This is a genomic window from Salinisphaera hydrothermalis C41B8, assembly GCF_000732535.1.
GTDB classification, from domain to species: domain Bacteria; phylum Pseudomonadota; class Gammaproteobacteria; order Nevskiales; family Salinisphaeraceae; genus Salinisphaera; species Salinisphaera hydrothermalis.
This window is the reverse complement of the sequence record NZ_APNK01000054.1, coordinates 1-13,139: the sequence shown is the minus strand read 5'-3', so window position 1 is coordinate 13,139 and position 13,139 is coordinate 1. Positions and strand designations below refer to the sequence as shown.

The 13,139-nt window shown below is 61.1% G+C and carries 13 protein-coding genes and 1 pseudogene; 4 read left to right on the top strand and 10 right to left on the bottom strand.

Features of this window, described 5'->3' with window-relative positions; genetic code table 11:
- On the top strand, positions 1-197 hold a 197-nt coding region (locus tag C41B8_RS20960; protein ID WP_232226118.1), incomplete at its 5' end, for a hypothetical protein.
- Positions 198-973: 776 nt separating this feature from the next.
- Here C41B8_RS20960 and C41B8_RS18370 read toward each other — a convergent pair.
- From C41B8_RS18370 to C41B8_RS19905, 8 genes and pseudogenes are all read right to left on the bottom strand, one after another.
- Complete coding sequence (locus C41B8_RS18370) at positions 974-1,861, bottom strand: ArdC family protein (RefSeq protein WP_037341552.1); 888 nt, start codon at positions 1,859-1,861, stop codon at positions 974-976.
- 115 nt (positions 1,862-1,976) lie between these two features.
- Positions 1,977-2,588, bottom strand: coding sequence for an STY4534 family ICE replication protein (locus C41B8_RS18365; RefSeq protein ID WP_084189195.1), 612 nt, complete (start codon positions 2,586-2,588; stop codon positions 1,977-1,979).
- A gap of 642 nt (positions 2,589-3,230) precedes the next feature.
- Positions 3,231-3,356, bottom strand: a pseudogene (locus tag C41B8_RS20580) (IS3 family transposase); the annotation flags it as partial.
- A gap of 388 nt (positions 3,357-3,744) precedes the next feature.
- Positions 3,745-5,292, bottom strand: coding sequence for a multicopper oxidase family protein (locus C41B8_RS18360; protein WP_037341550.1), 1,548 nt, complete (start codon positions 5,290-5,292; stop codon positions 3,745-3,747).
- Between the two features lie 73 nt (positions 5,293-5,365).
- Entirely contained in the window at positions 5,366-5,596 is a 231-nt protein-coding gene (locus C41B8_RS18355) for a hypothetical protein (RefSeq protein WP_037341548.1), read from the bottom strand.
- A gap of 89 nt (positions 5,597-5,685) precedes the next feature.
- Positions 5,686-8,091 (bottom strand): heavy metal translocating P-type ATPase, encoded by a 2,406-nt coding sequence (locus C41B8_RS18350; protein WP_037341547.1) that lies wholly within the window; start codon positions 8,089-8,091, stop codon positions 5,686-5,688.
- A 2-nt stretch (positions 8,092-8,093) separates the two neighbouring features.
- On the bottom strand, positions 8,094-8,486 hold the full coding sequence (locus C41B8_RS18345; protein ID WP_037341545.1) for a MerR family transcriptional regulator: 393 nt from the start codon (positions 8,484-8,486) through the stop codon (positions 8,094-8,096).
- A 121-nt stretch (positions 8,487-8,607) separates the two neighbouring features.
- Positions 8,608-9,282 carry a protein-disulfide reductase DsbD domain-containing protein gene (locus tag C41B8_RS19905; RefSeq protein WP_084189194.1) on the bottom strand — a complete coding sequence of 225 codons (675 nt, stop codon included), beginning with the start codon at positions 9,280-9,282 and terminating at the stop codon, positions 8,608-8,610.
- A 733-nt stretch (positions 9,283-10,015) separates the two neighbouring features.
- On the opposite strand from C41B8_RS19905, the gene C41B8_RS18335 reads away from it, so the two are divergent.
- The 3 genes from C41B8_RS18335 to lgt all read left to right on the top strand — a co-directional run bounded on the left by C41B8_RS18335 (position 10,016) and on the right by lgt (position 12,103).
- A complete protein-coding gene (locus tag C41B8_RS18335) occupies positions 10,016-10,366 on the top strand; it encodes a hypothetical protein (protein ID WP_037341543.1) in 351 nt (116 codons plus the stop codon).
- Between the two features lie 204 nt (positions 10,367-10,570).
- On the top strand, positions 10,571-11,143 hold the full coding sequence (locus C41B8_RS18325; protein WP_198025291.1) for a TlpA family protein disulfide reductase: 573 nt from the start codon (positions 10,571-10,573) through the stop codon (positions 11,141-11,143).
- A gap of 105 nt (positions 11,144-11,248) precedes the next feature.
- A complete protein-coding gene (gene lgt / locus C41B8_RS18320) occupies positions 11,249-12,103 on the top strand; it encodes a prolipoprotein diacylglyceryl transferase (protein ID WP_051883765.1) in 855 nt (284 codons plus the stop codon).
- 135 nt (positions 12,104-12,238) lie between these two features.
- Here the strand turns inward: lgt and C41B8_RS20575 are convergent, their stop codons facing one another.
- Positions 12,239-12,517 (bottom strand): protein-disulfide reductase DsbD family protein, encoded by a 279-nt coding sequence (locus C41B8_RS20575; RefSeq protein ID WP_156962590.1) that lies wholly within the window; start codon positions 12,515-12,517, stop codon positions 12,239-12,241.
- 68 nt (positions 12,518-12,585) lie between these two features.
- Positions 12,586-12,993 (bottom strand): MerR family transcriptional regulator, encoded by a 408-nt coding sequence (locus tag C41B8_RS18315; RefSeq protein WP_037341539.1) that lies wholly within the window; start codon positions 12,991-12,993, stop codon positions 12,586-12,588.
- Between the last annotated feature and the right edge of the window lie 146 nt (positions 12,994-13,139).

The following is a 13,139-nucleotide window of genomic DNA, read 5'->3' as shown; positions in this document are numbered from 1 at the left end:
GGGGTCAATTTTCAATCGGCGTTTCAAGACCAAAAGGGGTCACTTTTCAGTCGGCGTTGACAGCTAGAACTGTGAAGCGATGGCGTGCGGCGCCATCGGCCGTGCCAGCGGGGACGCTGGCACGGAGCCATTTCTTGAAAACAGAAACGATCATGAGGATCGATCATGCCGGTTCGCGCCGGTTCTGGGTGCAATAAATGCACTCGGGAACCGAGTGAATTTATGCCCTTGCGCGCTCGCGCGGCCCTTTCGCCCTTTCAACGGGCGCTATAGCGGCCTTTGACCGGGTAAGCCCATTACCATTGAAAAACCTATTCCATTCGGCCCTTTGCGCTAGCCTTTCGACCTTTTCGCTATAACCGCTGTTAGGTAAAAGGCCGCGCATTGCGCGGCCCAGGTGAATACCGATTTGAGCATGTCGCTCGCGACGCGCTGCGGTGTGAAAGCGCGCATCGCCTGATTGGAAAATTGCCCCGAGGCTATGACGTCGGCCTCGCCGTCAGTAAGGCTCGGTCACGCGGGTTCGGTATGGGGCGTCGGAACCTGATTCATCTTTGGGCACGGATCACCGCACAAAGGGGCGTCGTCGACTTCCGGTGACGAGCAGCCGGCGTGGTAAAAGAAGGCCGTGGCCTTCCCGCGATCGGCTCCGAGAACCGGCCCTGGGAAGGCCACGGCGCGACCACGCCTGAATCAGTTAAGCAAAATGCGCCCGCTCACAACGGGCGCTATGTAAAGCGTCTCGGATATTGATGGGCTGAGATTGCGCGTCTTGCCCGTCGAGAACGCAGAATCGGATCTTGAAAAGGATACTCTGTCTCACGATCCAAGCGGAGTTTGTTGCCGAAGCAGCAAGGGCCATTGATAACCGTAAGGGTACGGGTGAAACTGTTGCTGCTTATACTCGCATGATTCCATTACGCGCGTCATTCCCGCGCGAAAAAAGCCCCGCGTTGTGCGGGGCTGTGTGGGTTCAGGCCGCCCTGGGCGTTTCCTGTGTCCGCAGGTGGCCAATCAACCATTGATAGGCGGTCTCGGCTTGAGCCGCAGCCCGGAAAATCGCTGACTGGTCCTCTTTGAGAATACTGAGCCAGTAATCGATATAGCCCGCGCTGTCTTCGAAGGTCTGGCCATGCAAGCCGAGTGCCGACATCGCATAAGTCGCTGTCATCTCGGCGACTAGTTCCTCGAAGGCGTAAGCGCCTTTGCGAACACTGGCCTCGTACTTGGGTCGATTACAGCGATCCCGCGTCTTGGTGGCGTGGGCTAGCTCATGCAGAACGGTGACACTGTAATCCGCCGCCGAACTGAACCGATCGCGGTCGGGTATCGTAATGATGTCCGTGTTTGGTTGATAACAGGCCCGTGCGCCGCCGTGCAGAACGGTAATGCCGGTGGCATTAACGATTCGTTCGACCGCCTCGATCGGCTCGAAACCGAACCGCGGTCGCGGATCCGGGGCGTCGAGGCCGTCGATCTGATCGAGATTGAAGACATTGAAGCGTCGCATGATGCGAATCTGCTCTGTGACAGCCTCGCCGTCCGCGTCGACTTCGTCGGTCTCTTTCTCGATGGCCTTGTAGAAAACAGCCGGTGTGCTGTGCTCATCCTTGCGAACCTGACCGCCCAGCTTCTGGGCCTGTCGGTAGGTGAGCCAGTGGCCGGTACTGTACTTCTGATCCAGCTGCATCGCCCACAGGATGGCCACGTTGATGCCGTGGTAGTCATCACCCGTGGACAGATTGACCGGGATGTTGAATGTCTGGCTCTGATCCCAGGTGCAGCGCCAGGGCCGTGTCCCCTGTTCCAGTGCGTGAATGAACTGATCGGTGATCTGTTGCCGAATGTTCGTCTTAGCCATGGTGTTTCTCCATAAAAATGAGGAAACACCGATCCCGCGGGGAACGATGTTCCCCGATGGGATTGAAAGCGATGTAAAAAAATCGGGACGCGAACGTCCTGATTGGTTTGGCCGATTAGGCTGCGGTAGCAGCCGGCAGACGCCAGACCTTGTCTTGGCCATCAAAGCGATAGCCCGCATCCTTGAGTTCAGCTTTGCGCTCCTGAAAGTCGGGATCGTCTTTCGACAGTTGGACCTCGGCCGGCATGCGGTCAGGATCCGACACAGGTGCGGCTGCATCCGAGTTGGCTGCGGTCTCGGATCCGGAATTGCCTTTCTGAGATTCCGGTTCCTCGCCGTCGTCGAATGCCGTCTCGGCGCTGTAGACAGTCTCGCCATCAATCTTGATGAAACCGATGTAGAGCAGGCGGGATTTCAGCCTGACGCCCGTCTCGCCGGCACGTTCCCCCTTGGAATAGGTGAACGTGTCGGCATACAAATCGCCGAGCCGGAAACCGATCAATACCTTGCGGTCTTGTTCTACGGCATCCTGGTACTGCTGGACCAGTGCGATCGCTTGGGCACCGCTGACACGACAATCAAAGCGTGTGTGATTGAGGTTATCCTTGGAACCGTGCAAAGCCACGATGTCGCAGGCCCAAAACGGCGAACCGTTTTTGGGACGAACCTCGCGAACGCGGTTCAGATAGCCGATGCCTTGCGTATGAAGATCGAAATATTCAGACATGGTATTTCTCCTGGAATAGGGGACACACCACGCCCTCATTGGGGATGATGATCCCCAAGAGTGGGTTGGAATAAGCTGCCGAAAAGAGCAGCGGGTTATGAAAAAAGGATCGAAGCTCGAAAGCCGCCTCGTCGCGCGATCCGGCGAGACTTGAAGGGCCACTTAATATACCCAAGTGGCAGGGTTGTCATGGTCATGAAAACCAGAGTTTCGGCGCTCTGTCAATAGCGGTGCCGCAATATTTCACACGCACGCTCGGTACAAAGCTAGGACATGGGCCTGATTCGATCTGCAGCGGGTGGCAACGCGACAAGATAGCGCATCACGTATTTACAAGCGCATCAGGCTGCGCCGCACCGATGATCCACGGTAGCGAGGGATAATCTTGTTCTACGTGCCTGCCCCATTCGACTCGATGCGATCCGCCGGAAGATGCCGACTATTGGATGCAAAGCCTTGCAGTTGATCCGAGATCACGCGTGCGGCGTGTGCGTCATTCGCCAATATTCAAGGTGTCTCGGCTAGACAGGCGAAACAGGCGGATAGCGGCGGCGTGTCGGCAGATGCAGACGCTTGACGAGGCTATCGGCCGACGTCAATGGGTCATGGTGTGAGCTAGCCCGGCTTCCACGGACGGATCAATCAAGCGACCGCTTGATGTGTTTCTTCCACTTCTAGCGGTGTTCGATAGCCCAGCGTCTGATGGATCCGCTGACGGTTATAAAACACTTCGATGTACTCAAAGATTGCCGTTCGGGCGGCTTGCCGGCGTAGCACAAACGGCCGAGTATTGACGCGTCAGCCGTGGCCGTCCGGCCATCATTGTGCCACACAACCTGACCTGCCAAGGGCATATGCAGACCGGCCAGCGTACGCAGGAATGTGGTCTTGCCGAACCCGTTCTCACTAAGGACACGGATCAGGCTGCTGGTCCGGGCGCGCCTCATCCGACAGCTCGCCGAGGCGGGCCAAGACGACGCAGCGGCGCCATTGAGCCGCGGTTGCCGGATTCACACCCGGACGCTCTGCGACCGGCGGGTTCTCATCTCTTCAGTACAGGTCGACACCACGCGCACCCGCGGCACCCTCGCCGCAGAATCGATATGACTAAAGCCGGGTACGGGTGTAGATGTTTTGCGCGCGCTAATGACTCGTTTTACGAGCGAACGCGGTAGTAACGCATCATGCCGTTGTCCCCGTGCTCCATGTTGTGGCAGTGGTATAAATAGAGCCCTTCGAAATCGGTGAAGGTCAACGCGACACGCACGCGTTCGCCCGGAAGGACGAGTACCGTGTCGAGCAGGCCGGCATCGACCAGACCAGCTGCCAGGCCGGCCCAACTGCGGCGGCCACCGACTTGGCGACGGTCCACGACCGCGAATTGCAACCCGTGCACGTGCATGGGGTGGGGCATCATCGAGTCATTGACAAACTCCCAGATTTCGGTACGCCCGAGGTGCACGATTTCGTCGTCCGCCACGGTGGTGCCTTCGAACTGACGGCCGTTGATGGCAAAGGCGCCTATCAGATTGAAACGACGGACGGGGGTATCGCGGCCGACCGGCGGCGCCTGCAAATCCTCGGCAAGGCGCGGGGGCAGTCGTTCGTTGGTGCGCACTCGCTGCGTGACCCGCAGCGCGAGCAGCGGGATACGAGCGCCTGCGGACAGGTCGGGCCCGCCCATTACGTTCGCCATCACCCCGGCCTCGTAGGCATCGCTGATCAGATGCAGTTCCTCGCCGGGTTCGTTGGCGGATAAATCCACCCAGAGGTCGATACGCTGGCCCGGCGCCAGCGTGACGAAGGGATAGTGGTGCGGCGCGCCCAGCAAGCCGCCGCCGGTGCCGAGCACGGTCACGGGCCGGCTGTCGCTCCACGCGAGTTTGTAGATGCGCGAATTGGAACCATTGAGGATACGTAGTCGGTACGGCCGGGTGGCGACCTCGCGCGCGGCATCCGGTTGCCCGTTGACCAGCACGCGGTCGCCGAGAAAACCGATGGTGCCCATGTCACGGCTGATAAAGCTCAACTCGTTGTCGCCGGCGAAACTGCGGTCCTGGATGACCAGTAACATTTCCCGGTCCCCGGCGGGCAAGCCGAGCGCGCGTTCGGCCTCGTCCTCGATGACCAGCGGCCCGGCCAGCCCGGCATAGGATTGAAAGCCGACTCGGCCACCATTAGGGCCGTGTGGATGCGGGTGGTACCAATACAGCCCAGCGCGATCGACGACATCGAAGGCGACAGTCATCGCCTCGCCGGGCTTGATCGGCAGCCGCGGCTGGCCATCCACATCCGACGGCACGTGCAGGCCGTGCCAATGCACGGTGGTGTCCTCCGGCAGGCCGTTCTCCAGCCGGGCGTGGAAACGCTGGCCGCGGCGCAGCCGGATCAACGGGCCGGTGTAGCTGCCGCCCACCGGGGTGATGGTATCCGCGGGACCGTTGCGCAGCTCGGCCGTATAGCGCCAGACCTCGCTGGGCGTCCCGGGGAGAATGGGCGCCGTGTGCGGCTGCGCACGCAGCCGGATGTCGACGTCGAACGGGCCGTTTTCGAGGCCGTAATGAGCCGCGCCATCGCGATTTGTACCTGCGACTGCTGTGTCGTGATACGCCGTCAATAGGGCTGTGGGCGCCAAAACGGTGATACCCGCGAGGCCGCCCACGGACCGCAACAGCATGCGGCGTTTCAGGTCGATCGTCGTCATAGGAGATTCGCTCTTGAGCCGGGCTCGCTTTCAGTAATGCAGGGGAATGAGGGCCATCGGATCCTGGAGTTGCTCAACTACGCAGGTATTTGATCAGCGCCACGATGGCTAGCACCAGCACGACAAGGACAAGGAGTACGAACAATAGCCAGGCGATCATCATCGGGCCGCCCATCACGCCGCATTGCATCATCGATCCGTTCATCAGGCTGCCGCCGTCCATACGGCCCGGGCCCTCCGCGGCGGCTGCAGTACCCGCGATGAGGGCAAGCAGTATCAGAGGGATGGTGACCAGTCGTTTCATGGTTGCGTCTCCTTTGTCGTGGTCGCGATCAATGTCTGAGTTGAAAATGCGGCCTCGCAGACATCAACAGCTATACGCCGCATTCCGCGTCACAAGGCGGCCCGCCGCAGCCGCAGTGCGTTGGAGATCACCGATACCGAGGACACACTCATCGCCGCGGCCGCGAGCATGGGCGAGAGCAGCGCGCCGATCAATGGATACAACACGCCGGCGGCCACCGGCACCCCGGCACCGTTGTAGATGAACGCGAAGAAAAGGTTCTGGCGGATGTTGCGCATGGTCTGCTCGGACAGCCGGCGGGCCTTGGCGATGCCGCGCAGATCGCCCTTGACCAGGGTGATGCGCGCGCTCTCCATGGCCACGTCGGTGCCGGTGCCCATGGCGATACCGACATCGGCTTTCGCCAGCGCCGGTGCGTCGTTGACGCCGTCGCCGGCCATAGCCACCTTGCGGCCCTCGCTTTGCAGTTTTTCCACCAGGGCATGCTTGTCCTCCGGCAAGGCGTCCGCGTGGACCTCGTCGATGCCGAGCTGGCCGGCGACGGACCGGGCGGTGGCCTCGCTATCGCCGGTGAGCATGACGATGCGCAGGCCCGCATCGTGGAGAATGCGCACGGCCTCGGCCGTGGTTTGCTTGATCGGGTCGGCCACCGCCACCAGCCCGGCGATTTGTCCGTCCACGGCGACGAGCATGACGGTTTCACCCTGGCCTCGGCGTTCGTCGGCCGCATCGGCCAGCGTGCCAAGATCAATGCCCTTGTCCGTCATCAGCCGGCTGTTGCCGACCAGGACCTCGTGGCCCGCAACCGTGCCGCGCACGCCTTGGCCGGTGATCGAGTCGAAATCGGCGGCCTGCTCGGGTTTGATACCGCGTTCGGCCGCGCCGTCGACGATCGAGCGGGCCAACGGGTGCTCGCTGGCGTTTTCCAGCGCGGCCACCCACTTGAGCCATTCGGACTCGTCGACGCCATCGGCCGTTTCCACGCCCACCAGCCGGGGCTTACCCTCGGTCAGGGTGCCGGTCTTGTCCACCAGCAGGGTATCGACCTGCTCCATGAGCTCCAGCGCCTCGGCGTCGCGGATCAGCACACCTTCGTGCGCACCGCGGCCCACCCCGACCATCACCGACATGGGCGTGGCCAAACCCAGCGCGCAGGGGCAGGCGATGATCAGCACCGAGATCGCGGCCACCAGGGCATAGGCCAGCGCCGGAGCAGGGCCAACCAGCGCCCAGATGATGAAGGCCGCGATCGCCGTGCCCACCACCGCCGGCACGAACACGCTGGCCACCTTGTCGGCCAGGCCCTGGATGGGCGCGCGCGATCGCTGGGCTTGGGCCACCATGTCGACGATGCGGGCCAGCACGGTGTCCTCGCCCACGTTGGCCGCGCGCATGACGAAGCCGCCAGTCTGATTGACGGTACCGCCGGTCACCGTATCGCCAACCTGCTTTTCCTGGGGGATCGGCTCGCCGGAGATCATCGATTCATCGACGGTCGAGCGGCCGTCGATGATCTCGCCGTCCACCGGCACTTTTTCGCCCGGGCGCACGCGCAGTCGATCGCCGGTTTGTAGGGCGTCCAGCGAGACATCCTCTTCGCCGTCGTCGGTCAGCCGGTGCGCGGTGGGCGGCGCCAGATCCAGCAGGCCGGCCAGCGCCTTGGAGGTCTGACCGCGGGCGCGGGTCTCCATCACCTGACCGAGCAGAATCAGGGTAATGATCACCGCCGCTGCCTCGAAGTAAAGCGGCGCATGGCCGCCTTGGCCCTTGAAGGCCGCCGGTAATAGCTCCGGAAACAGCAGCGCCAACAGGGAGAACCCATAGGCCGCACCCACGCCCAGCGCGATCAGGGTCCACATATTGGGGCTGGCGTTGACCACTGATTTCCAGCCCCGTTGGAAGGCGAAGCCGCCGCACCAGAGGACGACCGGCGTGGCCAGCGCGAGCTGGATCCAGCCGAAGGCCGCGCCGAAGAACGCTTGGACGCCCAGACCGGGAATCATCTCGCCCATGGCCAAGGCCAGCACGGCCGCCGACAACGGCACGCTAACCCAGAAACGCCGGAGCATGGCCTTGAGTTCAGGATCCTTGTCGTCACCGGAAATGGTCGTCGGCTCCAGCGCCATGCCGCACTTGGGGCAGTCGCCCGGCTCGTCTTGCACGATCTCCGGGTGCATCGGACAGGTGTACTGGGTCGCCCGCCTGGGCGGAGCCGAAGTCTCCAGCGCCATGCCGCATTTCGGACAGTCGCCGGGATGATCCTGCTCGATTTCCGGGTGCATGGGGCAAATGTAGGTCGTCCCCGCCGGAGTCGGCGTCGACGATGCATCCTCGACGGGATTCAGCGTGGCCTCGGGGTCGGCAGCGAACTTGTCGTGGCAGCGCGGGCTGCAGAAGTAATAGGTCTGCGCTTCATAATTATATGTAAGCGCCTCATCGGCGGTTACGGTCATGCCGCAGACTGGGTCCTTGTGCGCATAAGCGTCGTCACGCATGACTATTCCTCGGCCAATGCTTCGATAATCGGGCAGCCCGCGACCGGACCGCGACCGGAACATTGCTGCTCCAGGTCCGCCAGCGTGGCACGCATGCGCTTTAGGTCTTCTATCCGCGTCTCGATCTGAGCCAGCTTGGCTTGGGCGATACCTTTTATTTGGGTTTTGTCGCCACCCTCCTGCAAGCTAAGCAATGTACCGATCTCTTCCAGACTGAAGCCCAGCCGCTTGGCCCGGCGGATGAAAAGAAGACGGCCCACCGCATCGAGCGGATAGCGGCGATAACCGCTGGCTGCGCGTGGCGGTTCGGGCATGAGTCCGCGGCGCTCATAAAAGCGGATGGTCTCGACGCCGGTGTCCGCGTTTTTTGCCAATTGTCCGATGGAGTAACTCATATCACGCCCCGTGTATGGACTGCTGGGAACTATAAAGTCTTGAGTACAGTACGGAGTCAATAGCCCACATAAGCCGACCGACCGGCACTACGATTCAATCTGTGGATTGGGGCGATATCGTTCATGGTCGCTTCCTCCAGGCCCGTCTCTTTCCATCCGCGCCGCTTTGAGCGATAGGGTCGAACTGCCGCGTCGACAGGGTCGATGGCCTAAGACAAAGGCCCGAATCGTTGCAGGCCTGCACATGGGCCTCGACCTGCAAACGGTTAGCGCTTGTCTGTTCGGGCAGGTTGGCCCCGAGTACCAAGCGTCCGGAATACACCCGGATCGGTTCGTCGAGACCCACATCGATGCGACGGCCGCTGGGGTATTTCAGTTCGATCGGCAACGGGGTTCCGTTCGCTTTGATCGCGACTTCGGTGGGAATGAGAAAATCGAAAGATGCGGGGTTCGCGTTGATGTGCCAATGCTTCGTTATATCCAGCGCAATCTCGACGTGGTTCTCGTTACGGGCGGCATGAAGCGCGACGTAGTCCGCGCTGCTGGCCATCGGCTTTGCCATCGTGGCCGAGGCGTCGGCGACGCCAGAGTCGGCCAACGTGTCTTGTCGCGCATAGAGCTCGGCGATGCCGGCAGTCGAGGGGTGATCTTTCGTTGTGACCTCGTCAGCGTCGTCCGGGGCGTGCGACGCGTTATCTGACGAAGGCCATTGCCAGTAAAGAGAGAATCCGCCAACGGCCAGGGCGCCCACCAAGGGCATCAGCCAGCGTGTTACAAAATTTTCGCGTTTCAACATGGTTTCAATCGCTACCGGTTTCTATAGTCTGTTGTGCCGCTCCACAGGAGCGTGCCGGAACGTTGCGCGGCAACGAGGGGGCGAAGAAAACCGCACCCCGCCAAGAGAACAAGCCCCATTACGTGTTGTACGCGCACCGGCCAGTGCTCACCGCACGGTATTCGAGCCGTTGCGCGTCAACAGTGCGAGATAAGGCGAGACCAGACCCACGCCCCCGCCAGGAACAGCGCCACGATGGTACTGGCGGGGGCGTCAGCGCGAACGTCATGGCGCCGCCGAGGAAAGGGCGGGTACAGGGCGCCGAACATAGGGCCCGCCAGCAAGCTGGCCGGATACGGCTCGACGTAACCGGTGGTCTGTACCCGAAGAACCACTGCGGCGACTTTACGCCGTTTCCGGCCAGGCTATACGCGCCGAGTACCGCCCGCAGAAAGGCGCGTGCCGCTCGAAACCAGGGTGCCTGAAACAGGGTGCGCCAGGTCCAGTGCAACCAGGCGGTCGCCAGCGCGAGGCGGCCGATAACGTCAGCGTGCCGGCAAGGGGCGCGGCTGCCGTGCGCAGCTTGCGCTACCAGCGCCTGGGCGAGACGTATAGCGACAACAAGCATCCAAGTATAACTATCGAACGAGCCCGTTTCATCGGGCAGTGCAAACGTCATTGTCAGCCCACCACCGAAATATCGGCTCCGAGTTCAGCTTGAAAACATCGAACTTAAGGATTAGGTTGACCGCTTATGAAGCGCATTATCGCCCGGTTGCTGGTCATGAGCCTCGTGCTGGCTGGCGTGTTGTCGGCTCCACCGGTGATGGCGCTATCTATGGCGTTGGGCGATCAGGTGGCCACCGTGGCGACGCTACCGGCCGCTCAAGCGAATAACGGCTCGATAGACCGGCATCATCCGTCGAGCCAGCAGACGCTGGCAATGCCGGGCTGCCTCTTGGCCGCTTGTAACGCCGTCGCTGACGCAAGCCGCGCTGCGCTATTGGATTTCTCCTCTGACGCCACAGCGCCGACCTTCCCCCTGTCGACGCACTCAGGCCGCCTGCTTCAAGGACCTGACCCCTACCCTCCGCGCATCTCGTAATCCAGCTCTTATCGGCGCTCCGCGTTTAGCGGCTTCCTGTGCATCAAATTTTCGCGGGCAGTCGCCGCGGCACTTGTGATTAACGCAAGTGCCTTTGCGCGCGCAGCGTCTTTCTTAGAGACATCGTCTGAAATCGGCCCGTGGCGCTGCACTTGACGCCGCCGGCGCTGGAATTTCCGGAATACGAGGAAGAGTCCCATGAGGATGGACACGAAGCGCATCGGCGTTCTGTTTTTATCGATGATGGCCGTGACCTTCGCCGGCCAAGCGATGGCCGCCCCGGCCATGAAATTGTACGACGCGCCCTGGCCGGTGCTGAGCTTCCGATTCACGGACGCGACCAGACACACTCTGAGCTTGGCCGATTTTGGTGGTCGGGTACTACTGCTCAATCTATGGGCGACCTGGTGTATCCCCTGCCGTAAGGAGATGCCGTCCTTGGACCGGCTGCAGGCGCGCCTGGGCGGCCCGGCTTTCCACGTTCTGGCCCTGTCGCAGGACAAAGCGGGAGACGATGCCGTGAAGCGGTTCTTTCGCAACGTTGGCATTCATCACTTAAGGCGTTATGTCGACAGCACGGGGCGAAGCGCCAACGTGCTCGGCGTCTTCGTCATTCCGACGACCTTGTTGATCGACTGGGAAGGCCGGGAGATTGGTCGGTACGTCGGCGCGGCGGACTGGGACAGCCCGGCCGTGATCGCTCTGATCCGACGCGTTGTCGATGCTCCCTATCCGACACGCGACCCTGGAACAGAGAACGGATTGCGTTATGAATGAATCGATTAGCCATTAATTTTAAGCCAGTTAGCGGTCCCGCTTCGTTCGTTGATTCCGCATGGCAGCCGCAACCGCTCATACTTTATCTTCTGCAACTACACCACTATGTTTGTACACCCTGATATTAATCCAGTCGCTTTTTCACTCGGGCCGCTGGCTGTGCATTGGTACGGCCTGATGTACCTGCTGAGCTTTTTGCTCGGCTGGGGCATGGCAATCGTGCGCACCCGGCAGCCGCATATCCACTGGGGCCGGGAGGAAGTCGGCGATTTCCTGTTCTATGTGGTGCTCGGGGTCGTTCTCGGCGGCCGTATCGGTTATGTCGTTTTGTACCAGCCGGGGTTTTTCTTCACCCATCCGCTGCATATATTCTATGTTTGGGACGGGGGCATGTCGTTTCACGGTGGTATGCTTGGGGTATTCGCCGCCGCGGCTTGGTTTGCCCGGAAAACAGGCCGGCATTTTTTCGAGATTACGGACTTCGTGGCGCCGATGGTGCCCATCGGGCTGTTCTTCGGCCGGATCGGGAATTTCATCAACGGCGAGTTGGTCGGCCGGGTGACGCACGTGCCCTGGGCGATGATCTATCCGCACGTCGACATGCAGCCGCGCCATCCCTCCGAATTGTACGAGGCCGCGCTCGAAGGGCTTTTGCTGTTTGCGATCCTCTGGTTCTACGCGGCCAAGCCGCGTCCGCGGATGGCGGTATCGGGGTTGTTCCTGCTCGGCTACGGCTGTTTTCGTTTTATCGCCGAATTCTTTCGCCAGCCGGACCCGTTCCTGGGCTTCGTTGCCTTCGGCTGGATGACGATGGGACAAATCTACTCCGCGCCCATGATCGCCGCTGGCATTCTTATTCTGGTATGGGCTTATACGCGGCGCGGCCGAAGGTATGAGCGTTCTGGAACGACCTTATCTGGATCTGATGCGCGGGATGCTCGATCACAGCACCATAGCTGAACGCACGCGCATGGCTACATGCTTGCTCTGCGGCTGCCAAATCCGGTTTGATTTGGCCGTCGGTCTTCCGGCAATCACACCGAAAAACTGCAATGGGGCTCGAACGCTACGACGGATCGCATCTTAGCGAGTCCGCTAGGGAGAAGCCAAATGCGCCGTATCGGTTAGCCGGGTCGACAGGGTCGATGGGACAAGACATCGGCCCGAATTATTACATGCCGGCACGCGGGCGCTGACCTGCAATGGATTGTTGGTCGATGACCTGGATAGGGCCGCGGTGAGGATCGGCCGCCCGGAATAGACCCGGATCGGCTGGTCCAGCCCGACCTTGATCAAACGCCCGGCCGGGTAGTGCACGCGCATGGCAACGGCAGCACTCTGGGCGCAGGACAGAAAATGCTGGAAATTTGTCATGGCCTCAATGCGGTCAACTCGCGGAAAAATCGTAAGCCATGACACTTGTCCGCAGTGTATCGGCAACGCTAGGGGTGATCCGCCAAGGCCTTGACGATGCGGCAATCTTCGATCCGCCCCCCATGGCAGGCATGGATCATATCCTCCAATGAGTTTTCCAACGCCTGCAAGGTCGCAAGCTTGTTACGCACGGCTTCAAGATGCTTTTTCGCGAGTTGGGCCACGTCTTCACAGGAGGCGTCACTCTGATCCGCCTGTGTCAGCAGCGCGCGTACATCGTCTTGGCTGAATCCCAGTTCCCGGCAGCGCTTGATGAACGTGAGCCGTTCGACATGTGACGGGCCGTAGTAGCGATGGCCGCCCGCGCCGCGACCAGCTTCCGGTAGCAGGCCTACATCGCCGTAGTAACGGATCGTGGCCGCGCCTACGCCCGTGCGTCGAGCCAGATCGCCAATACGCAGATCGGATTGCGTCATAAGTACCTCACGCTTGACCCTCTAGTGACTAGAGGTTCTAGGATCATGGTACAGAAATCACAGTCGATACTCGACTGCGCCGATGGAGATATGCTCGAAAGTGGTGTACGCGGGAGTTTGAATTAGGCGGCGTATCCGGCTGGAAT